The sequence below is a fragment of the Carnobacterium gallinarum DSM 4847 genome, from assembly GCF_000744375.1.
GTDB classification, from domain to species: Bacteria; Bacillota; Bacilli; order Lactobacillales; family Carnobacteriaceae; genus Carnobacterium; species Carnobacterium gallinarum.
The window spans coordinates 126,811-149,052 of the sequence record NZ_JQLU01000005.1; the positions used below are offsets into that span (position 1 = coordinate 126,811).

A 22,242-nucleotide genomic window follows, 5' to 3' on the forward strand; every position below is an offset into this window, starting at 1 on the left:
AAAACCTCCAACTCAGAATAATTTACGCTTTTAGAAACTTCCGATAATCATAAGCTGAAGGCTTTACTTCGTCAAGAATACTATCAAGTACATCTTGAGATATTTGATTTTCAGCATATTTTAGATACAGTTTTCTAAACTCACCCACCCCACCAAATAAATAAATTAAATCTTGTGGAGCAATCCAATTAAATCCATTTACTAAAGCATCATCAATTGATGTTATATCATCAGAGACCTCTAGAGAAATTACTAAACTATAAACAATATGCTCTGCTAGCAAAGATTTAATTATACTTGATTCTTTGGAAGTAGATTTTTTTAATAAATCATAAGCTAAAGAGTACGCTCCAATTGAAATCAGCTTTTTCATTTTTTCCACAATTTCAATGTTATAATGATTTTCAAGTCGATAATCATTCATTTTAATATCGAAAACATACCTGTTAATATCATTTCCACTAATTTCTTTTTTATATAGACCACCATTAGTTTTAATCCCCAAATAATTTTTTCAATTAAATAATCTAGAAAAACTGGACTTTTAAAGCTCTCATTTTCAAAATCATCTGTCTTTGTATAAAGATTTGAAATAATTGCTTGGTGAATATCTAAACCAACAAAATTAGCAGTAACTAATGGAGACATACTTCTTCCTGTTACACCTTGAAAAAGATAATCAATATAATCAATGCCACCTAACTCTTGATGCTTTTCAGCTAACAAAAATGCACGATTAATAAACTGAAATCCAACTCTATTTGCTAAAAAAGCAGGACTATCTTTAGCAAATACAACAGTCCTAAAGATGCTATTTTGTATATAATTTGCAAATTTTCCAATCAATTCTCTATTCGTATGTTTGGTATAAATAATCTCACATAAGTTTAGATTATAGGGCGGATTAAAGAAATGCGTACCAAAATAATTGGATCTTTTTTCTTCTTCAATAGAAGATGCTAAAATATCCAATGATAATCCTGAAGTTCCTGTTGTTAATATTGTTTCCTTATGAGAATACTGGCTGATTAATTGCGTAATTTTTAATTTTAATTCCATATTTTCAGCAACCGATTCAAATACCCAATCTGAGTTACCTATGCAACTTTCCAACTCATCATAAGTTTTAGGTATAAGCCTCTTGCGAATATCTCCTGCTTTAACAGATTTACAAATTTTTTCAACTACCAACTCTGAATCTTCGATTTTTCTTGAGATTAAATAGACTGTTGCACCACCAAATGCCGCTAATATTCCACTGACATTCGATCCCATATTTCCATTTGCTCCAACTACCGTAACAGTTTTAATATTCACTTAGCACTCCTCCTAACTATCCATTTAATTATCCTTTAAATCGTTCAACGGTTGCTTGACCTTGTTGGTTAATATCTTCGCTAATAATAACTTTTTTGATCGTTAAGAATATAATTTTCATGTCCAGTAATAAACTCAAATGTTGAATATAATAGATATCATATTCAAATTTCTGTTCCCATGATATTGCATTGCGCCCATTAACTTGTGCCCAACCAGTGATTCCAGGACGAATATAGTGTCTTTTTTTCTGTCTTTCACTATATAGAGGAAGATACTCAATCAATAAAGGACGCGGTCCTATGAAGCTCATTTCACCTCTAAAAACATTATATAATTGTGGTAGTTCGTCTAAACTTGTTTTCCTAATAAATTTACCTAACCCAGTTAATCTTTCCGAATCAGGTAGTAACTCACCTAAAGAATTTTTTTTATCAGTCATCGTTCTAAATTTATAGATGGTAAAAATCTTATGATCTTTACCTGGTCTCTGTTGTTTAAATAAAGCTGGTCCTTTTAACAAAATCTTAATGAGTAAATAAGTTAAAAATATTATTGGACTTAAAAGAAATAGTAAAATGAAAGCAACAATAAAGTCTAAAAATCTCTTAAAAAAATTATTATACATTATTAATCCCTCCAAAACTATTTGCAAATTTTAATAAACTCTTCTTAACCTCAATTCCGTCATACGAGTTTAGATCTTTTACAAAATTCAAAACATCCTCTACACTATTTTTAGTTACTTTTCCCACAAAAATTTTATCATACACTTTTTGATCAGTCTCTTCTCCATCGACTAATAACTCTTCATATAATTTTTCTCCAGGACGAATCCCTGTTTCAATAATTGGAATTTCTTGTTCTGTATATCCACTTAATTTCACAACTTTCTTGGCTAAATCAACAATTTTAACAGGTTCTCCCATATCTAAAATAAAGATTTCTCCACCTTTAGCTAGCGCCCCAGCTTGAATTACCAAACGGCTAGCTTCTGGAATCGTCATAAAATAACGAGTCATTCTAAAATCTGTTACTGTTACAGGTCCACCATTTTTTATCTGTTCCTTAAATAACGGGACTACACTACCACGACTGCCTAAAACATTACCAAAACGTACAGCTGCAAATTTTGTTTTTCCATCTTCATTTAACCCTGTGACAATCATTTCCGCAATGCGCTTTGTTGCTCCCATCACATTAGGAGGATTTACAGCTTTATCTGTTGAGATCATGACAAAACTGCCAACATTTGAATTTTTAGCGGCTTCCGCCATATTTTTTGTCCCATAAATATTATTTTTAACAGCTTCTTTTGGATTATACTCCATCATTGGTACATGCTTATGAGCCGCTGCATGGTATACACGATCTGGTTTAAACTCTTCCATTACTTCAAAAATACGTTGACGATCTTGAATATCTGCTATGACAGGTATAATTTCAATTTCACAACCATACTGATTCATTAATTCTTTATGAATTAAGTAGATAGAATTTTCTCCGTGACCAAGTAAAATTAATTTTTGAGGATAAAATTTAGCAATTTGACGGCAAATTTCTGAACCAATTGAACCACCCGCACCACTTACCAACACGGTTTTCCCTTGAAGTTTTTTGGAAATTTGTTTCATATCAAGCTGCACTTCTTCTCGGCCCAATAAATCAACCACATCAATTTCTCTAAAGCGACTTACCGATAATTTTCCATTAATTACATCTTCAACAGAAGGCATTAAATTAACTTTTACTCCAGAATGGTTACAGATATCTAAAATATGTTCATATTCTGCCGGTTGTAATGATGGAATAGCAATTGTAATTTGTTGAACATCGTATTCTTCAATTAATCCAGGAATATCCTCAACCGTTCCTAACACAGGAATACCAAATAAATAAGTCCCTTGCTTCATTAAGTCATTGTCAACAATTCCAATAATCTTCAGTTCATTGTCATTTCTTCTTGAACTGCGAATAAAGATACTGCCACCTTCACCAGCACCTACAATCAATGTTTTTATTTTTTTTATTTTTGTGTTTTCAAAAGCTTTTTTATTACGTGTTTCAATTAAGATTCGCCATAAAATTCGGCTGCCTGCAATTAAAGACATAGAAAATATATACATTAGTAAAAGAAAACGCCAGCTAATATTATCAATAGTAACTAAAGAAACGATACTAGCAATGACGAAAGATAGTGTTACACAAATAAAAATATTGGAAATTTCTTTTAAACTAGTATAACGATTAATTTTTGAAAATAATTTAAAATAAAGTGCTAACATTAAATAACTGAATATACAAATTCCAACAACACCAAGATAAAATATATTCGATGGATCAATATAAGGATTTAATAAGATATACGCACCAATACTTGACAATATAATTCCTATACTATCAACACTCACTAAAATAAATTTCTTAATAGACCTAGTCAGTAACATTTATTCCCTCTCCTTTTAAAATAATCCCAATATTTTCCGTTCCTTAGTTTTTTTGGGGGTATCAGGAATAATAACTTCTCCATTAACTAAGTCCTTTGTTCTTTGTTTAAATTCATTAACTCGACGACTACCAAATTCTTTCTCAAGCTTCCCGTAAGCTTCTTTCATAAGAAATCTTCTCGAAGTTACATTATGAGCATCTGATGCAAGTATGTGAACAAGATTGGCCTCCACCATTTGTTTACTTACTTTTTGAATCTTTTTACCGAAATTACCTAAATAACTACTGGCAGTTAACTGAGCTAAGGCACCCTTTTCAATAAAAGGAATGAGCGCATTAGGATTATCTATAAACACTTGATTGCGTTCGGGATGAACAATAACCGGTGTAATCCCTCTTTTATTCAACTCAAAAAACAGATTTTCTGAATAGGTGGGAACTGTCATGGTTGGGAATTCAATTAATAAATACTGACTGTCTTCATCAACAAATTGAATTTTCCCAGAATCAATCTCCTCCAACAGTTCGCCATTAATTCGCACTTCTTGTCCTGGAAAAAGAGTTAATTCAATTCCACGAGAATCGAGTTCTTCTTGCAACTCTGCCATTCTTTCTAAAATACTGTTCTTTTCATTAATATAAGCACCATTTTTATGATGAGGGGTCACTAAAATATGGGTGATTCCTTCAGCAACAGCCGCATTGGCCATTGCTATTGAATCCTCTAATGTTTGAGCACCATCATCAATCCCATTTAAGATATGACAATGTAAATCAATCATTAACCTTCACCCTCAATTCCATAATATTTATAAGCTTTATCTTTACGTTTTTCTAATCCATTAAAAATAGTTCCAACAACGTTTGCATTCACAATATCTAATAATTCTTTGGCTTTTAAAACTGCATCTTTATTAGCCACACCATTCCGAATAACAAACACGGTACCATCGGTTTTAGATGCCATAACTTGAGCATCAGTTACCGAAACAATTGCTGGCATATCAAAAATAATCAAATCAAAACTCTCTTCCAAGGTTTTAATAATTTTATTCATTTTTTTGGAGTCTAATAGTTCTGATGGATTGGGTGGGATTGGTCCACTTGTTAGGATGAATAAGTTTTCCGTATCTGTTTCATGGATGATATTTCCTAAAATAACTTCTTTTTCAGTTAGTAAGGTAGTTAGTCCTTGGTGATTAGTTAATTCAAAGGTTTTATGAACTGTTGGTTTACGCATATCAGCATCAATTAATAGTACTCTTTTTCCTTGTGTTGCAAAAACTACCGCTACATTGGCAGAAGTTGTGGATTTTCCTTCACCTGGTCCGGAAGAAGTAAAGACTAATGATTTTAAGTCTTTATCTACCATTGAAAATTGAATATTTGTCCGAATCGTTCGGAATTGTTCAGCAATAACAGAATTTGGTTTAGTAATGGTTACTAAACTAGCTCCATTTTTTTGACTTTCAGTTAAGTTTAATTTGTTTCTTTTATTTTTAAACATGATCAATTAGCTCCTTTTTATACACGACTACGAGAAACTCGACGAGATGTGGGTCCAGCTGGTAATAGTGCATTTAATTCATCTGTATCCATTTGTGAAACAGCTCCAAGATTTGTCCAACCTAAACTTTCGAGAATGAATTTTTCATCGCGAACTGTTTTATCTAAAAATTCCAATAGGAACGATGAACCAATCCCTAATAATAGCCCTAACACTAAACCAATCATCATATTGATTGCTGGTCTTGGAGAAATCTGTGAGGAATTAGGAACTGCTTGAGAAATTTGTCTTACATTTTGAACACTAGTATAAATTCCACTAATCTTCTCTTGAAAAACTTTTGCTACTGTGTTCGCAATATCTGCAGCAACGTAAGGATCTGAATCCGTTACTTTAATTGCAAACACCTGAGAATTTTGTTGAGTAACAATCTCAATCTTGCTCATTAATTGATCTGTTGTTGTAGCTATTTTCAATTCTTTTCGTACATCATCTAAAATAACATTATTCTTGATAATATCTTTATAGGTGTTAATCATTTGAACATCTGTTTGTAAATCTGCAAATTGTGTTGTTGCATTTGGATCAGTTGCTCGATTTACTAGTACTTGTGTAGATGCACTATATTTGGGTGTAATAAAGAAAAACGTCATAATAGCTGCTAATGCCAACCCAAGTAATCCAATTCCAATGATTAATACCATTCTCTTTCTAATAACTTCAAACAACTCTGATAAACTGATTGTCTCTTCCATTACTTCCTCCTACATACTTACGCTATATTTTTTTATTTCCACTAAATGATACTTTTTAAATACACATCTTGTTAATTATATCATAGATTTATTTAACATAGTATTTTTTTATTTCCACTAAATGATACTTTTTAAATACACATCTTGTTAATTATATCATAGATTTATTTAACATAGTGTTGCTTTATTAAAAAAAAATCCTTATCGGCTAAACCACAAAAATAACTCTTTGCATTCAGCATATACTCGACAACAACTCATTGATTTACTTCAGATAGTGGTTGTTGTTTCAACTTTTATAAACTTTAACTAAACTGCTAAGACTAGCCTCACTCATCATTCTTACAAAAATGTAACAACTTTTTTTTATAAGAGCTATATTAAAAATATCGAGTTATTTTATTTTTTCATTTTTTTAGACAAAAATAAAAATAATTTAGTTAAGATTGTTTTTATTTACAAACATATTTTTGCCTCTATTAACCTGTCTTTCAATATATTCCCCTATTCGACTATCACTACTAGCAATTTTTCCATTCCGAAACTCATCCAGTGAAGCATTAATAACTGCTCCTAATGTTAATATGATTCCAGAACCATTTAACCATAGCATTAATACAATAAAGATTCCTACGCTACCGTAACTTAACGTTTTCCCAGAAAAGTATTGAACATAGATCGCAAAGGCTTGTGCTAACGCTACCCAACCAAAGGTAGCAAATATCGCTCCTGGAATAACAAATTTTATTTTAACGTGGGCATTTGGAACCATATAATAAACTAAAGTAAAAACAAATAACAAAACCAATAAGGTTATTGGCCATTTTACACTTTCAAAAATAGAAATAAATTCCTCTGGTAATTGTAGAATTGGTGTCAAGAAATTTAAAACAGCTTGTCCAAAACTGAAGACTAAAATTAAAATAACAATTCCTAAAATCAAAATCAGGGTAAATCCTAAAGATGCTAACCGAATAACCAAAATGTTTTTTCGGGATTCAACACCATAGGCTTTATTCATGCTGATCTGCATAGCATTCATCCCTTTACTTGCAGCCCAAAAAGCTGCCACGATACCAAAGGATAACATTCCTCCACTGGTAGAAGATAGAAGTCGGTTAATGGTTTCGATAATTTCAATATAGATTGTTTCTGGAATTGCTCCTTCAAAGTAAGGCAATAACATATTTAAATCTAAATTTAATAACGGAAGTAAATTTCCAATAATAATAACAATGGGAAAAAACGATAGCAATAAATAATAAGCAATAATGACAGAGGAGTTTGTCACTTCTGCTTCGATATATTTATGCCGAATAATTGCGAATAATCGTAGCCATTTATTTTTATCTAAATATTTGTTCATTATTTTGTCCTCGTTGTTTCTTTCTTATATCTTTTTCAAAGAATTGTACGGTATTTTAGATGTAAAAGAAAGTGATAAAATTCAGATAAGTAATTCTATCATACTATTATTTGTAGATAGAATTAAAAATGAATTTTATCACTTTTGGGTAGTGCATTTAGATTGTACTTTTTGAGTTTATTGGTCTCCTTGAGAAGTTAAAATTCTAGGACCATCTTTTGTGATTGCTAGTGTGTGTTCAAATTGACAACTGATTCCACCGTCTTTTGTACGCGCAGTCCAACCATTGCCATCCATTTTTGATTTCCATGTTCCCGTATTTACCATGGGTTCAATGGTAATGACCATTCCTTCTTTTAAACGTAATCCTTTTCCAGCCTCACCAAAATGAGGTACAGAAGGACTTTCATGAATCGTTGGTCCAATACCATGACCAATAAATTCACGAACTACAGCTAGATTTTCACCTTCTACATAAGTTTGAATCGCATGACCAATATCACCAATTCGATTGCCCACTTGTGCTTGTTCAATTCCAAGGTACATCGCTTTTTTAGTTACTTCCATTAAATGGTCTAATTCTGGAGTAGATTCACCAACTACATAACTCCAACAAGAATCTGATAGTGCTCCTTTTAAATCCACACACATATCAACCTTAATTAAATCACCACTTTTTAAAACTTCTTTTCTTGGGAAACCATGGCAAATTTCATCATTGATACTGACACAAGTTGCATATTCATAACCTTCAAAACCTTTTTGAGCTGCAATACCACCATGTTCTGTAATAAATTTGTCAACAAATTCTTCGATATCCCAACTTGTAATGCCTGGTTTAATAAAATCTCGTAACGCAATATGAACATTTGCCAATAAGGCACCTGATTCGTCCATTGCATCAATTTCACGAGTTGATTTTAATGTAATCATACTATTCCTCTTTTCTTTATCTTAATGGTAGCTCTAACTAATATTACTTCCTATTAAAAGAATATTCATCTTATCTATTATAACTCATTTTTTTTATTTGTGAACCATTGAGGATTAATCTTTAAAAACTTATTAAAGAATTTTAACATTCTAAATTTAACTAATTCATATAAGACACGTCATTCTTATTAAGTTTGAGAACTATTTATGACTTTTGATTGCATTTAGAATGAACTTTTTGTTATAATTTGGAGGATGTTTTAGATATTACGGTGTAAGAAGGGATGATAATCATGGCAAGTGCTAAAATTATTTATGCAAGCATGACTGGAAATACAGAGGAAATTGCAGATGTCGTTGCTGAAGCTCTTGAAAATTTAGATATTGATGTGGAAACAGTTGAGTGTACTAGTGCTGACCCTGAAGATTTTGAAGATGTTGATTTATGTATAGTGGCTACATACACTTATGGTGATGGAGAATTGCCAGATGAAATCGTGGATTTTTATGAAGATTTAGCTGATGTTGATTTGTCTGGAAAGATTTTTGGAACATGTGGCTCTGGCGATACGTTTTATGATGAATTTTGTAAATCAGTTGATGACTTTACAGCTCGTTTTATTGAAACAGGCGCTACACAAGGAGCTGAGAGTGTTAAAGTTGATTTAGCTGCTGAAGAAAAAGATATCCAAAACTTAGAAGCTTTTGCTAAAGAATTAGCTAGCAAACTATAAAAAAATATCTAGCAAAATTCGTAATTGAATAGTGCTAGATATTTTTTATTTGATCATTTGATGGTGCTGATAGATTTACAAATGTGATGGTATAAAATAAAATGATTTGTAAAATGGTGAAGCCTAACATAAATAAATACATATTTGGCTCAAAAGTATCCAGAATGGCTTTGCCAGATGCGACTGGGTCCGTTAGTAAGTATATCGTATGCAAACGTGAAAAACGCCCTAAATAAATTCCAAAACTGGAAATAGCACAAATAAACATGTAAAAGAAATGTTCAAAATATTTTGGTAACTGTGGAAAGCGTTGTGTTAACACCTCTCCAAGAGCCTTTAAACTATGATAGCCAATTACTAGAAAACCAATTACACCCACTAATAATAAATAGAAATCTTTCCAAATATTTGGGGCATTTACTAATGAAAAACTACCAGGAATATACGGTCTTAGCCAACTTAAATGAACTAAATCTGTTAGTAAATATGGAATATTTGGAAAAAATAGCAACCAAACTAACCCAATACTTCCAAAAAACCAATTGGATTTCGGCTTTTTACTTTTCAACCAAAAAGACAGTTCAATGGGAATATAAGCTAATAAGCCATTTAGTAACATTAACTGATAACGATAAGAAATAAAGTAAATTCCTAACATATAGACACAAAAGAACAATCGGATTAAATTTTGTTGATAACTAACCTTCATAAAATCACCTCATCTATAGCTTAACATAGATAATAACGTGTTTGTTCCAGCATTTCTATTCTTAAATAAAAAACAAAAAGCTTAGGAAAAAATTTAACAATTTAAAATTCCCCTAAGCTTTATTCGCACTATTAACGTACTACGCTGATTGAAAAACCATCATACCCTTTGATGCCAACTGTCTGCAAAACAGTCGATTCTAATTCATGCTGAACATGATCTAACCCCTCTATATACCGACGAATACCAACAACACTCGGATCTTCGCTGAAACTATTTATTATTTCTCCATTTCTCACAACATTATCTCCAACAATAACCGTACCTGATTTAGCTAGTTGTAAAACTAACACTAAATACTCCGGGTTACTAGCCTTATCTGCATCAATAAAAATTAAATCAAATGGACTTACTTTTTGTGCAATCAAATTTTCTAATGAACTTCTTGCTCTTCCTTGTATTAGTTCAATTTGCGATTGATAGCTGGACTTTTCAATATTTTCTTTAGCAACTATTGCATGTTTTTCATCATATTCCAGCGTAATGATTCGTCCATCTACTGGCAATGCTTTAGCAAACCATATTGTACTATATGCTCCTAAAGTTCCAATCTCCAAAATTCGCTTAGCACCTTTTATTTTTGCTAACAAATATAGGAACTTTCCTTCTAAGGGTGAAACATCATGAGCTGGCAAATGATGTTTTTTATTGTTTATCAAAATTTCCGAAAACTCTTGATCTTCTTTAACCAGATGCTGAATAAAATAGTTTTCTACTTCTCCATAATTCTCTTGCTTCATACCCTCACCATCCTCTCTGAACTATATTGATTACAAGGATTATTTTAGCTGTTTCAGCTTTCTTAGTAAATTAATTTGCTCCCCATTGATTGGATTTTTTCTTAAAGCAACGTTATAATAAAATAAGATTCTACCAAAATATTGAAGGAGGAAATTAAATGTCAAAAGAAATTACAACTCAGTTAGTTCAAGAATTTAATACAAATTTAGCAAAACGTGTGGATGCTAAAGCTATTCAAAATGCTATAATGAAAAATGGAATCAATGCTGCAACAGAAAATATGTCTTCGGTGATTGCGATGACTCCTCTCTTCTCAGATGAGATTGAAACTGGTAAAGTTGCAAATCAAATGCAAAGTGGTCGTTGTTGGATGTTTGCTGCATTGAATACCTTCCGTCATTTACTTAGCAGTAAATACAACATTAAAGACTTTGAGCTATCACAAAATTATGTGAATTTCTGGGATAAATTTGAAAAATCTAATTTCTTTCTTGAGAGTATTATTGAAACTAGTGCAGAACCATTAGATGGACGTTTAGTTTCATGGCTATTGGAAACACCACAGCAAGATGGTGGACAATGGGATATGTTGGTTTCATTAATTAAAAAATATGGCGTTGTGCCTAAGTCGGCTATGCCAGAAACTTTCCAAAGCAGTAAATCTGCTGATTTAAATCATCTATTAGATTCAAAGCTTCGTAGCAATGCTTTTACTTTACGCTCAATGATTACAGAAGGAAAATCCGTAGATCAGCTAGCAGCTGTTAAGACTACTATGTTGCAAGAGATTTATCAATTATTAACCTTTTCATTAGGAACTCCGCCATCAAGCTTTGATTTTGAATATCGGAATTTAGATAATGAATTTAAACGAGAATTAAACCTTACACCTCTTAACTTTTTTGCAAAATATGTTGATTTAGACTTAGATGACTATGTAAGTGTAATCCATGCACCAACTGCTGATAAGCCATTAAACCAAACTTATACGGTAGAATTTTTAGGTAATGTTATTGGCGGCACACCTATTCATTATTTAAATGTAGAAATGTCTACCTTAAAAGAATTAGCCATTCGTCAAATCCAAGATAATGAGTCTGTTTGGTTTGGTTGTGATGTAGGTAAAGCATCTAATCGTGTTTCTGGTATTATGGATACAGCTATTTTTGATTATCAACAAGCATTTGGTTTTAATGTTGAGCTAGATAAAGCTCAACGCCTAGATTATAAAGATAGCATTCTAACTCATGCCATGGTCTTAACTGGCGTGAATCTTGTCGATGGCAAATCAAATCGTTGGAAAGTTGAAAATAGCTGGGGGGAAAAAGCAGGAAATAATGGGTACTTTACAATGAGTGATGACTGGATGGATCACTATACGTATCAAGTTGTTATTAATAAAAAGCATCTTTCACCAGAATTGCAAGCAGCTTGGAAGCAAGCCCCTCATTCATTAAAACCATGGGATCCAATGGGTAGTCTAGCTATTATGCATTAAAATCAATTATTAACTGCCGTTACTAATTTTTTCTAAGATAATAAAAATAGTGAATGTGAGTAAAATAAAAAACTGCAAGAAATCAACATTTGTAAAAATGGATTTCTTGCAGTTTTTTTCAATGTTAAAACTGGCATCCCAGTCTCTATCCAGTTAAGGTTAATTTAAAACCAGCTGCCAAGAAACCCCATACTGATCCTTTATCCAACCGTATTTTTCAGCAAATGGATAACTAGCCAATTCCATTAAAACACTTCCATTAGCTGATAACCGATTAAATAAATAATCAACTTCTTCCATAGAATCACATTCAATAAATAGTGAAAATGATGGTGTAAAATCAAATTCATGTTTAATCGTGCTATTTAAAAAGCGCAATTCTTGACCTTTAATTGTAAAGCTTCCCTGATAACTATCGTACTCTTCGATGTCTGATTGTGCGACTACTAGACTCATTGATTCCATAAAAACGTCTTGATAGAAAGCAAGAGCCTCTTTTGCATTTCCTTGAAACATTAAAAAGGGACTGACTGTTTTCATTTTACACCCCATCTTTTAGTAGTTTACTAAAATTATCTATAAAAAAACGAATTGCTGATTTCAGTCAATTCGTTTTTTTTATTATGCTTCGTAACGTGCAGATAAAATCATTTCTGATAATGAATCGTTCAAGCTAGCTTCAACTTGTTCAGAGTTCATTGATAATAAACCTGATGATAATAATGATGCAATTCCTTGAGCAACAATCCAAATCTTAGTAAATAATTGGAATTTTTCATCTTCAGATAAATCTTTTGTTTCTTCTTTTTCGTTCATTAAGCTTAGTGCGAAGTCTAAAGAAATTTTATGCATTTTTTCAATACCTAAGTGATTTTCAATGTATAGAGCACGGAATAAAACTTTTTCAGTATCAGCAAAATAAATATAATTTAAACATGCATCCAACAAGGGATCTCCTGTATGTTCATGTGAGTATATTTCAGTTTTTAAATATGTTTTTATTTTTTCAAATAATTCATTTTTTAAATCGTCCATATTTTTAAATTCTAGATAAATCGGTTGAGTCGAACACTTCATTTTTTTAGCAATATTACGAGCTGTAAATCCCCCAAATCCTTCAGTTTTCACAACATCATACGCCGCGTTTAAAATTTGTTGTTTCGTAATTGTCTTTTTTCTAGCCATCCGGCTACACCTCGTTTCATTATTTTAAAAGCTTAATTTTTTATTTATATCAATAGTTCCCCCAACTGCTTAGGCGTAACTATTAAAATATTACGTAATTTTTTAACATGTCGTTATGTCTAACATTATTTGACTAAATAAAAGCAAGTATCAAATTATTCCTGATTTATAAATTCAATGTAATTTAATAGGTTATTAACAAAAAAAAGAAAACGAATTTTTTATTCAAAAAGCATATTTTTAGTTTTTGTATATTTCTATAAAAAGAATTCATTTTAGAAAATAATTTTTTGCTAAATCATTGATACTTCAAAGTTTAGAGTAATAATGTTATTTTTACAGCTAGCATGTTTATGCACTCATATTTAAGAATTTTATACATCATATTTAAGATAAAAATTTATTGCTATTTCTATTATGTGTGTAATTTAATTCTACAGTTAAAATAACAATACATGTCATTGTTATTTTAACATCATTGTATCATAAAAAAAAGAACTTTTTTAGTGCAAACCTCTTTATTTTCAATTTACTAACAATTTGTTACAGTTATTTTATACAAATCCCATAAACGCTAGTATTTGAGCCTAATTTTATGTCACAATTGACGATTTTTTCTCAATAAATTGTATCAATTACTTTCCTATGCTATCATTAGTTTGTCAATTATTACCAAGTAATTGACTTAATTTAAAGGATTGGGGGATTTTTTCTATGGTATTACCTAATTTTCAAGAAAATTTACAAAAATATGCTGATTTAATTGTCAGTACTGGGGTAAATGTAACAAAGGGACATACTGTTGTTTTACAAATCGATGTTGAGCAAGCACCTTTAGCCCGTTTAATTACGAAAGCTGCTTATCAAAAAGGAGCAACTGAGGTCATTGTAAAATGGACAGACGATGAAATAACTCGTGAAGTTTTCTTAGGAACTCCTGAAGAACGCTTAACAGATATTCCTCAATACAAAATTGATGAATCATTAGATCAAATCGCTAAAAATGCTAGTCGTATTGCTGTTCGCTCTGCTGATCCAGATGCTTTAGCCGGAGTTGATCCAAATAAAGTTGCTGCTTATCAAAGTGCAGCAGGTCAAGCTTTAAGTGCACAACGAACTGCTACTCAAGCAAATAAAGTTAGCTGGACTGTTGTTGCTGCTTCTGGTGAAAAATGGGCTGCTAAAGTCTTCCCAGAATTAAAAACTAGTGAAGAACAGGTCGATGCTCTTTGGAATCAAATCTTCAAAACTACACGAATTTATACAGAAGACCCAAATAAAGCTTGGGAAAATCACGATCAACTATTAGAATCAAAAGCGGCTGAGTTAAATAAAGAACAATTTGATGCGTTGCACTACACAGCGCCTGGAACTGACTTTACAATCGGCTTGCCGAAGAATCACCGTTGGGAAGGTGCTGGTAGTTTAAACGCACGTGGTGAAAAATTCATGGCGAATATGCCTACTGAAGAAGTCTTTACTGCCCCAGATGCAAATCGCGCAGATGGTGTAATTAAAAGTACAAAACCGTTAAGTTATGCTGGAACGACAATTTTAGGCATGACCTTTACTTTTAAAGATGGTGAAGTAATTGATGTAACCGCTGATCAAGGCGAAGAAGTATTGAAACACTTAATTGCTACCGATAAAGGTTCTAAGCGCTTAGGCGAAGTTGCTTTGGTACCAGATCCTTCTCCTATTTCTCAATCAGGTATTGTTTTTTATAATACATTATTTGATGAAAATGCTTCTAATCATTTAGCCTTAGGCTCTGCTTATGCTTTTAGCTTAGAAGGTGGAACTGAAATGACAGAGGAAGAATTAATTGCTGCTGGTTTAAATCGTAGTAATGTCCATGTTGATTTCATGGTTGGCTCTAATGAAATGGATGTCGATGGCATTCGTGCTGATGGAACACGAGTACCTGTTTTCCGCAAAGGAAATTGGGCTTAAACAACTAATAATGCATAAAAACAAGCTGAGATTTTCTTAGCTTGTTTTTTTATATTTAACATAATATTGATATTACAACAATTATAGTCACAAAATCATATAGATTATGTTATGATAAACAGGAACATAAATTAGATTCATGGAGGAGTATGAAATGAGTACTTGGAAAATTGTTTTATGGTTAGTTTTATTTTTCCCATTGGGTGTTTACTATATGTGGAGATATAGTAATTGGAATAAAAAATTAAAGTATGGAATTAGTGGTATTTATGGGTTAATCTTATTTAGTTTCATTTTTAATCGGCAATTAGCTTTATTAGTTATTTTTGGTGGTTTAGGTTTATTGTATTATGGAATTTCTACATTTAAGGAGAATAGTCGAAATAAAAAAATTACTTATTTTCTTTCTGCATTTGCGCTGATAATTTTTGGTGCTACTTTGATACCAACCACTGAATCGGCATCACCTGTTGATTCTCAAGCCGAAACTAAAATTGTAGAAAAGCCAAAAGTTAAATCAGCTATAAGTGATACTAGTAGTCAGCAAGCTGAGGATGCTAAAAAAATAGCAGAAAGCAACCTTGAAAAGGAAAAGCAGGCTAAAACAGAGCAAGCCGCATTAGCTGTAAAAAATGCAACAGATGCCGTAATTCTAGCAGAAAGTACTCCTACTCGTGAAAATTATGACAAAGCGAATACATTGGTTGTTGCCCTAACAAATGAAAATCAAGATTTAGTCACACGCTTAGGAACAGTGAAACAAAGTGTGGAAACCGAAGAAACACGAGTTGCAGCTGTTAAAGCTGAAGAAATACGTGTTGCTGCTGCTGAAAAGGCTGAATCTGAACGGATTGCTGCTGAACAAGCTCAAGTAGCGGAAACAGCACGGATTGCAGAAGAACAACGAGTGGCCCAAGTAGCCGCTCAAGATGCTGTAAATGCGGCGGCGGCACAACAAGCAGCAGAGGAACAGCATAACCATGATAATGATACACAGGTTGTTTTTGTAACAACTTATGGAACAAAATACCATAGTCGTTCAAATTGTTCAGGATTAAATGCCTCAAAATCTACTCGAGAAACAACTCTTCAAGCAGCACAAGGTAGTTATGATCCTTGTAGTATTTGTTGGTAATTCTTAAAAATAAACCGCTACTAACCCAAATTTAAAATTTGGTTAGTAGCGGTTTTTGATTCCTATATACGTTCCTAACTGGAATTGAACCAGCGACACCACGTTTAGGAAACGTGTGCTCTATCCCCTGAGCTATAGGAACTTCTTTATAACACAATTCATATCTTCTCATGAATATTTCTAAATGTCCATAGTCGTTAGTAAAGTTTTTCTCTAAATTACTGCTTGGTCATTGCAACTTAGCAGAAAAAGCCAACCTTTAACAGATTGGCTTTTTCTTAATAATATATTTTCATAAAAATTTTCCGAACAATTGGACCCATAATGAATAACTGCAAAGGCAGGGCTACAATCAGATTCTTTAGTAAGGCAAAACTATAAATCTTAAAAAAATCATTGGTAAGGCCAACTTCTTTAATCACACCAAATAAGGACATTCCAAAAACCATTCCAATGACCATACAGCTTGAAATTGCTAGAATAATTTGGATTGGCTTTTCTTTGTTAATTGGCAATTTAAAAGCGATTTTCTTTGCAAAGGTCGCAACTACAAAGATATCCAAACAAAAGGCAATCACGTATGCTATCCCACTCCCAATTAAAAATTCAGACCACTTGAATTCTGCTAATCCGCCATTGATCCAAAGATTATACACACTCATAACACTTACCATTCCAAAACACATAATCATTGTAAAAATAAAACTTTCTTTTCTTGTTCTTGGCACTTAAATAACCTCCTAAATTTTACTACAGAGATTAGTATGGCATATAAAAAATTTCTTCGTAAGCATTTTTTTCAAAAATTGAAAATTTTATTTTTTCTATAAAAAAAAGGCTGAACAAAACTAAAAATAGTTTTGCCAAGTCTCTTTAGTAATTATATTTATTCTGTAATAACTTCCCAGATAACTTTTATTTCATCATTCTCATCAATTTCGATTACAGGCTGTCTATTTCCATAAATCATGCAAAATAAAAAGTAAACCATCTTTTCATCCCCTTTAGCTAAAGAGCAACAAGCTTGCTTTGCTAAGACCTATTATAAAGAATTCTTTTGAATAATTTGTTAACAAACTCTAAAATAAAAATTAAGTTCACTAAATTTACTTAAAGAAAGGAATCAAGATACTTCTAGAATTGTTGATTACTTACATTTGCTCAATAGACACTAGCATTTTTTTTAAGTTTTTCTTACGGAAATAACCTAATAAAGTACCTACAACCATATCATTCATATTTTGAAATGCACCATTTGACTCCATTTTTTCTGTATAACTAACTTTACAGTGAGTATCATCAATTGGTTTAATCAAATATTTAGCTTCAAATGTATTTTTCACGGTTTCTGTTTTAAACCCATAGCTACGGTTTTCTTCTATTTCAGTAATTGTAATTTTGCCAGATGCTGTAGAACTGAATTGTTTGGTATAAGAAAAGTCAGCAAGTTGATCTTTATTCACTGATTGCTTCGTATGCTGGCGAATATCATATAAGACCGATTCAATCACTCGATTATAAAAATAATTAGCGGATACATTAAGTTTTTTTTCAACTTCCATTATTTCTTCTCCTCCGTCTTTTCATGATTTGTTGATTTGCCTTTTTTGAATATAAAAAAGCCTAGAGCAACAAAAAACAAGCCAGTTATTAAGATAAGATAATTAATTTTCATCTCAGCTCCAAATGCGCTTGACATAATCACCAATAAACCAATACTCATTACAAACAACCCATTTTTTTGCATCTAACTCTTCCTTTCTTTAGCCCTCAACTGTTACTTGGAAATACAAAACCCCACCATATGAGGTGCCTTTAATAATTTCTTTTGCTTTACGAGAAGCAGCTTCTTCATCTTCAGAATTGGATTTAAAAAATAATTTCATACCTTTTTTTTCAATAAATTCAAATGTTAATCCATCTTCCTTGTACGTTGTTAGTGTTTCAATAATTTTGTCTTGTTGAATAGGTGCATTAAATACGATCATCTTTCATTCCTACTTTCTTTATGTTTATCTTTCTATACTTATTATATAAGCAATTTTCATGCCAAAGGAAGTAATAACAAACAGCTAAATGATAGGGTTTTCAATTTCTAACTTATCTACACAGAACTCGATCCTTCTACACACTTGTTTACTATAGAAAAACCATCCGCTTCTTTCCCTTCATAAATCAACCATTTTTGAGATAGTCCACTGTTTTTTATAACTAATCCACCAATGAAATCACTTACATATATTATAACGTTATTTTCTTTTTTAGCAAATAAAAATAAGTACATAAAAAACTTTCGCAACTAGCTGCGAAAGTTTTTCATTTTTTTATTCTACTGACAACCCAGCCATTTTTTTATATAAATCAACCATTTCTTTCGCTAAATCACGGAATGTAATAGCATTCATTAAATGGTCTTGACTATGAACAGTAAGCAAAGTTACAGCTACATGGTCTCCTTGTGCTTCTTGTGTCAACATACCTGTTTGAGAATGATGCGCTTCCACTAATGCTTTATCTGAATCAATTAATTTTTGATCTGCTAACTCAAAGTCGCCTTTTTTAGCTGCTTGGATTGCTTCCATAGCATCGCTTTTAGCATTTCCTCCATTAATAATTAACCCCATGATTGTTTCTAAATTTTCTTGATCTCCCAATGTTAAGTCACCCTTTCTAAATTCAGTTTATTATTTAATTAATGACAAAGCTTGCGCTAATACTTTTTCACCGTTCATCATGCCATAATCTTGCATATTGATTACTTCTAAAGGAATTCCTTTAGCTGCTACTTTTGGTTCAAATTGAGCTTTCATAAAACGAACTTGTGGACCTAATAACATCACATCTATATTTTTTGATTCTAAGTTTGAATCAGCTTCTGAAGCGGATACAGCGAAAATTTCTGTGTCTAAGCCTTGTGCTTCTGCTGCTTTTTCCATTTTTGTTACTAATAAACTAGTACTCATTCCTGCTGAACATACTAACATAATTGTTTTTTCTGCCATTTTTATTCACTCCAGTTTTAGTATTTGAACTTTACATCTATATTATAATGCAAGTATTGTGCCAACATTTATCTTGTGCAAAACATTGCTACTATACCATTTCTCTTATTTTTTTTATTACACACTAGCTACACTAGTAAACTACACACAAAAAAGCAGTTAACTTCTCTAGCCAAACTACTAGATTTTTCATAAGTTTTACTGCTTTTTTACCCTTTAATTAAGTTTCATTTTTCCATCAACTGCTCAGCCCAAAGTAAAACACTTTCACCATCCATCAATCCATAATCTTTCATCGAGATTACTTCAACAGGAATTCCTTTTGGTTCGAGTAATGGGCCGAATTGACGCTTCATAAAACGAACTTGTGGGCCTAATAACATCACATCAATTGATTTCTTTTCTAAAAAGTCTGCTACATCTGAACCAGAGATAGCAAATACTTCTACATCTAAGCCACGACGCAAAATAGCTTTTTCCATATTTAAAACAAGTAAACTAGTACTCATTCCTGCTGAGCAGACGAGCATAATTGTTTTTTTTTCTGCCATAACTTGTTCTGCTCCTCACTTCTATTTTAATTAATACTTTTAACTTAATTTTTGCAAAAAATGAGCTTGAGACAAAACTAAAAAATAGTTTTATCTCAAGCTTTTTATCTACATAAAGGTTGGTAAAAAAAGCCGTACCTTCGGGAAAAATCTGGAATTCACGGAATTTAGAATGCCCCCCAAGAAAGTGAGTTGATAATGACTAGCACTTACTTGATTCCTGGGGTTATATGCTTTTGTACCAGCCTCTACTAAATTTAATTTGATTGATTATTTCATTAATGTTAAAGCATGATCTAAAACTTTCTCGCCATTCATCATACCATAATCTTGCATGTTAATTACATCCAAGGGAATATCTTTAGCCGCTAATTTTGGTTCAAATTGGGCTTTCATAAAACGAACTTGTGGACCTAATAACATCACATCGATATTTTTTGACTCTAGATTTGAATCAGCTTCTGAAGCGGATACCGCAAAGATTTCTGCATCTAACCCTCTTGCTTCTGCTGCTTTTTCCATCTTCGTTACTAATAAACTAGTACTCATTCCTGCTGAACATACTAACATAATTGTTTTTTCTGCCATCTTCATTCACTCCGTTCTAATTTTTAACACTACTCTTTGCCCATATATTAGCAACAAAAGAGTTCCACATATTTAATACTTTTCAAAAATCAAGGTATTCTTGCTAATTTTTGATTTAAACATGTGCTTTTTCATTCTAAAAGAGACCTTTTAGAGATACATTCATTCTACCATATATCTTAATGAAAAGGTTATCATTTTCTAAAAAAAAACAATTGATTTATTCGATTCATTTTCCAGAAAAAATCTTTTATAAAAAATACCCTTCTCTAGCCTAACTAGAAAAGGACATCTTTTTTTATTGGTTCATTTAAATTGCTTCTTTTTCTCTTTTTAATTCTTGAAGCTCAGCCATTTTAACAAATGGAGCGTAAATAACTACTGAAATAACTAGATTGACTGCAGCTAAAATACCACCAGCAATGCTATTTGTTGCAATGAATCCGCCAATAATTGGAGGAGTTACCCAAGGTGGCATTGCAATTGCAGCAGGAACTAGCCCAAAGCTAGTAGCAATATAAGCGACAGTTACTAAAACAACTGGAGTTAAAACAAACGGTACAAACATAATCGGATTCAATACAATTGGTAATCCGAACATCATTGGCTCATTAATATTGAAAATACCTGGTGCCGCACTTAAGTTTGTTACAACCATTGCAGCTTTATTACGACGACCAAACAGATAAATTGCGATAATTAAACCTAAAGTAGCACCTGTACCACCTAAGTTTACAAATGAATCAAAGAAAGGTTTATTTACAATATAAGGTGCTGGATTTCCTGCTGCAAGAGCTTCTTGGTTTGCTGTAATAGCTGGCAAGTTGATTGTTTGCATTAACGGCTCAATCATATTTGCTCCATGTAAACCAAAGAACCATAAGAAAGGTGTTAAAAATGCTAATAAGATCGCTGAAGGCAAGGTACTAGCTAATCCCATAAATGGTTTTTGAACTAATTCATAGAATGATGTAATAATATCGGTTACACCAAATCCGGCAAAAATTGCTGCGATTAAACCAAAAATACTAATTGTAATCATTGCTGGGAATAAAGCTGCAAATGATTTCGCTACTGCTGGTGGAACACCATCCGGCATTTTTACGATTAATTTTGTATTTCCAACTAATTTATTGAATATTTCAGCTGAAGTAATCCCAACGATTAAAGCAATAAATAAACCGTTAGAAGACATACCTGTTGCTCCACCTAATGCGAAGAATGAAGCTACTGATACTACTCCACCGGCAACGCCATCTTTACCGTAACCTTTTAATAAGTTATGCGCGATTAAAAATGCGATTAATACAGATAAAATTGCAAAAGTCCCGTTCCAAACACTACCGCCAAAACCTTTCCATGATTCACCACCAAATATTGATGTCATCAACTCTTGGAAACCAGGAATTGGTAAATTATTTAATAAGACTGCTAATGACCCCAAGATCATTAATGGCATTGTCACCATAAATGCATCACGTATTGCTACAAGGTGACGCTGTGCTCCAATTTTTGAAGCTGTTGGAATAAAGTTCTTTTCCATAAAATTAATAAATCCATCCATTTTAACTTCCTCCTTTAAAATATGCATAAAATTTAATAGATAAACTAGTTATTATACACAGTAAGTATTATAAGTAATCGTGTTATCTAATAATTTTCTGTACACTAAGTTATATATGCAACTTCTATGCCAAAAAAAAGAATGAGAAATCCCTTTAGAATAGGATTTCTCATCTTATAAAACGATTACACACTAT

General features: G+C 32.1%; 26 protein-coding genes and 1 tRNA gene. 4 read left to right on the forward strand and 23 right to left on the reverse strand.

All coding sequences use genetic code 11. The features are described 5' to 3' along the window. Window positions 1-22: 22 nt before the first annotated feature. The 9 genes from BR43_RS18980 to map form a co-directional block, all read right to left on the reverse strand. On the reverse strand, window positions 23-424 hold the full coding sequence (locus BR43_RS18980) for a hypothetical protein (RefSeq protein WP_051933825.1): 402 nt from the start codon (window positions 422-424) through the stop codon (window positions 23-25). After that, on the reverse strand, window positions 421-1,317 hold the full coding sequence (locus BR43_RS19480; RefSeq protein ID WP_084679777.1) for a 3-hydroxyacyl-CoA dehydrogenase family protein: 897 nt from the start codon (window positions 1,315-1,317) through the stop codon (window positions 421-423). Before BR43_RS19480 ends, BR43_RS18980 begins: the two co-directional genes overlap by 4 nt. 28 nt (window positions 1,318-1,345) lie before the next feature. After that, the gene (locus BR43_RS05525) at window positions 1,346-1,945 is read right to left on the reverse strand and encodes a sugar transferase (protein ID WP_034560131.1); all 600 of its coding nucleotides are present in this window, start codon (window positions 1,943-1,945) and stop codon (window positions 1,346-1,348) included. Then, window positions 1,938-3,764 (reverse strand): polysaccharide biosynthesis protein, encoded by a 1,827-nt coding sequence (locus BR43_RS05530; RefSeq protein WP_034560132.1) that lies wholly within the window; start codon window positions 3,762-3,764, stop codon window positions 1,938-1,940. The genes BR43_RS05525 and BR43_RS05530 overlap by 8 nt, the downstream gene beginning before the upstream one ends. A 15-nt stretch (window positions 3,765-3,779) precedes the next feature. Beyond that, entirely contained in the window at window positions 3,780-4,547 is a 768-nt protein-coding gene (locus BR43_RS05535) for a tyrosine-protein phosphatase (protein ID WP_034560133.1), read from the reverse strand. Further along, window positions 4,547-5,272 (reverse strand): CpsD/CapB family tyrosine-protein kinase, encoded by a 726-nt coding sequence (locus BR43_RS05540; protein ID WP_034560134.1) that lies wholly within the window; start codon window positions 5,270-5,272, stop codon window positions 4,547-4,549. The genes BR43_RS05535 and BR43_RS05540 overlap by 1 nt, the downstream gene beginning before the upstream one ends. A gap of 17 nt (window positions 5,273-5,289) precedes the next feature. After that, a complete protein-coding gene (locus BR43_RS05545) occupies window positions 5,290-6,027 on the reverse strand; it encodes a YveK family protein (protein ID WP_034560135.1) in 738 nt (245 codons plus the stop codon). Window positions 6,028-6,463: 436 nt separating this feature from the next. After that, window positions 6,464-7,393, reverse strand: coding sequence for a YihY/virulence factor BrkB family protein (locus BR43_RS05550; protein WP_034560136.1), 930 nt, complete (start codon window positions 7,391-7,393; stop codon window positions 6,464-6,466). Between the two features lie 177 nt (window positions 7,394-7,570). Next, window positions 7,571-8,326: a type I methionyl aminopeptidase gene (map, locus tag BR43_RS05555; RefSeq protein WP_034560137.1), complete on the reverse strand. Its 756-nt coding sequence runs from the start codon at window positions 8,324-8,326 to the stop codon at window positions 7,571-7,573. A 293-nt stretch (window positions 8,327-8,619) separates the two neighbouring features. Here map and BR43_RS05560 point away from each other — a divergent pair, with 293 nt between their 5' ends. Beyond that, window positions 8,620-9,060, forward strand: a complete 441-nt coding sequence (locus BR43_RS05560; RefSeq protein ID WP_034560138.1) for a flavodoxin — start codon at window positions 8,620-8,622, stop codon at window positions 9,058-9,060. A gap of 34 nt (window positions 9,061-9,094) precedes the next feature. Here the strand turns inward: BR43_RS05560 and BR43_RS05565 are convergent, their stop codons facing one another. Further along, window positions 9,095-9,769: a DUF1361 domain-containing protein gene (locus tag BR43_RS05565; RefSeq protein WP_051933826.1), complete on the reverse strand. Its 675-nt coding sequence runs from the start codon at window positions 9,767-9,769 to the stop codon at window positions 9,095-9,097. 131 nt (window positions 9,770-9,900) lie between these two features. Then, window positions 9,901-10,569, reverse strand: coding sequence for an O-methyltransferase (locus BR43_RS05570; protein WP_034560139.1), 669 nt, complete (start codon window positions 10,567-10,569; stop codon window positions 9,901-9,903). Between the two features lie 158 nt (window positions 10,570-10,727). Here BR43_RS05570 and BR43_RS05575 point away from each other — a divergent pair, with 158 nt between their 5' ends. Continuing rightward, window positions 10,728-12,068 carry a C1 family peptidase gene (locus BR43_RS05575; RefSeq protein WP_034560140.1) on the forward strand — a complete coding sequence of 447 codons (1,341 nt, stop codon included), beginning with the start codon at window positions 10,728-10,730 and terminating at the stop codon, window positions 12,066-12,068. A gap of 159 nt (window positions 12,069-12,227) precedes the next feature. Here the strand turns inward: BR43_RS05575 and BR43_RS05580 are convergent, their stop codons facing one another. Together BR43_RS05580 and BR43_RS05585 are read right to left on the reverse strand one after the other, a co-directional pair. Next, window positions 12,228-12,608 carry a VOC family protein gene (locus BR43_RS05580; protein ID WP_034560141.1) on the reverse strand — a complete coding sequence of 127 codons (381 nt, stop codon included), beginning with the start codon at window positions 12,606-12,608 and terminating at the stop codon, window positions 12,228-12,230. Between the two features lie 81 nt (window positions 12,609-12,689). Beyond that, a complete protein-coding gene (locus BR43_RS05585; RefSeq protein WP_034560142.1) occupies window positions 12,690-13,253 on the reverse strand; it encodes a TetR/AcrR family transcriptional regulator in 564 nt (187 codons plus the stop codon). 714 nt (window positions 13,254-13,967) lie between these two features. On the opposite strand from BR43_RS05585, the gene BR43_RS05590 reads away from it, so the two are divergent. Together BR43_RS05590 and BR43_RS05595 are read left to right on the forward strand one after the other, a co-directional pair. Continuing rightward, complete coding sequence (locus BR43_RS05590) at window positions 13,968-15,206, forward strand: aminopeptidase (protein WP_034560143.1); 1,239 nt, start codon at window positions 13,968-13,970, stop codon at window positions 15,204-15,206. A gap of 154 nt (window positions 15,207-15,360) precedes the next feature. Further along, the gene (locus BR43_RS05595; RefSeq protein WP_051933828.1) at window positions 15,361-16,341 is read left to right on the forward strand and encodes a hypothetical protein; all 981 of its coding nucleotides are present in this window, start codon (window positions 15,361-15,363) and stop codon (window positions 16,339-16,341) included. Window positions 16,342-16,410: 69 nt separating this feature from the next. Here the strand turns inward: BR43_RS05595 and BR43_RS05600 are convergent. The 10 genes from BR43_RS05600 to BR43_RS05650 all read right to left on the reverse strand — a co-directional run bounded on the left by BR43_RS05600 (window position 16,411) and on the right by BR43_RS05650 (window position 22,046). Beyond that, window positions 16,411-16,483: transfer RNA gene (locus BR43_RS05600), tRNA-Arg, on the reverse strand. Between the two features lie 136 nt (window positions 16,484-16,619). Further along, entirely contained in the window at window positions 16,620-17,069 is a 450-nt protein-coding gene (locus BR43_RS05605) for a DUF2798 domain-containing protein (protein WP_034560144.1), read from the reverse strand. A 423-nt stretch (window positions 17,070-17,492) separates the two neighbouring features. Continuing rightward, window positions 17,493-17,903 (reverse strand): DUF3284 domain-containing protein, encoded by a 411-nt coding sequence (locus BR43_RS05610; RefSeq protein WP_034560145.1) that lies wholly within the window; start codon window positions 17,901-17,903, stop codon window positions 17,493-17,495. After that, window positions 17,903-18,088, reverse strand: a complete 186-nt coding sequence (locus BR43_RS05615; RefSeq protein ID WP_034560146.1) for a DUF6609 family protein — start codon at window positions 18,086-18,088, stop codon at window positions 17,903-17,905. The genes BR43_RS05610 and BR43_RS05615 overlap by 1 nt, the downstream gene beginning before the upstream one ends. A 16-nt stretch (window positions 18,089-18,104) precedes the next feature. Next, window positions 18,105-18,329 carry a hypothetical protein gene (locus BR43_RS05620; RefSeq protein ID WP_034560147.1) on the reverse strand — a complete coding sequence of 75 codons (225 nt, stop codon included), beginning with the start codon at window positions 18,327-18,329 and terminating at the stop codon, window positions 18,105-18,107. Between the two features lie 336 nt (window positions 18,330-18,665). Beyond that, complete coding sequence (locus BR43_RS05630; protein WP_034560149.1) at window positions 18,666-18,995, reverse strand: PTS lactose/cellobiose transporter subunit IIA; 330 nt, start codon at window positions 18,993-18,995, stop codon at window positions 18,666-18,668. Window positions 18,996-19,025: 30 nt separating this feature from the next. Then, window positions 19,026-19,343: a PTS sugar transporter subunit IIB gene (locus BR43_RS05635; protein WP_034560150.1), complete on the reverse strand. Its 318-nt coding sequence runs from the start codon at window positions 19,341-19,343 to the stop codon at window positions 19,026-19,028. Between the two features lie 227 nt (window positions 19,344-19,570). Then, window positions 19,571-19,894 (reverse strand): PTS sugar transporter subunit IIB, encoded by a 324-nt coding sequence (locus BR43_RS05640; RefSeq protein WP_034560151.1) that lies wholly within the window; start codon window positions 19,892-19,894, stop codon window positions 19,571-19,573. Window positions 19,895-20,164: 270 nt separating this feature from the next. Continuing rightward, on the reverse strand, window positions 20,165-20,482 hold the full coding sequence (locus BR43_RS05645) for a PTS sugar transporter subunit IIB (RefSeq protein WP_034560152.1): 318 nt from the start codon (window positions 20,480-20,482) through the stop codon (window positions 20,165-20,167). Window positions 20,483-20,792: 310 nt separating this feature from the next. Beyond that, a complete protein-coding gene (locus tag BR43_RS05650; RefSeq protein WP_034560153.1) occupies window positions 20,793-22,046 on the reverse strand; it encodes a PTS sugar transporter subunit IIC in 1,254 nt (417 codons plus the stop codon). Between the last annotated feature and the right edge of the window lie 196 nt (window positions 22,047-22,242).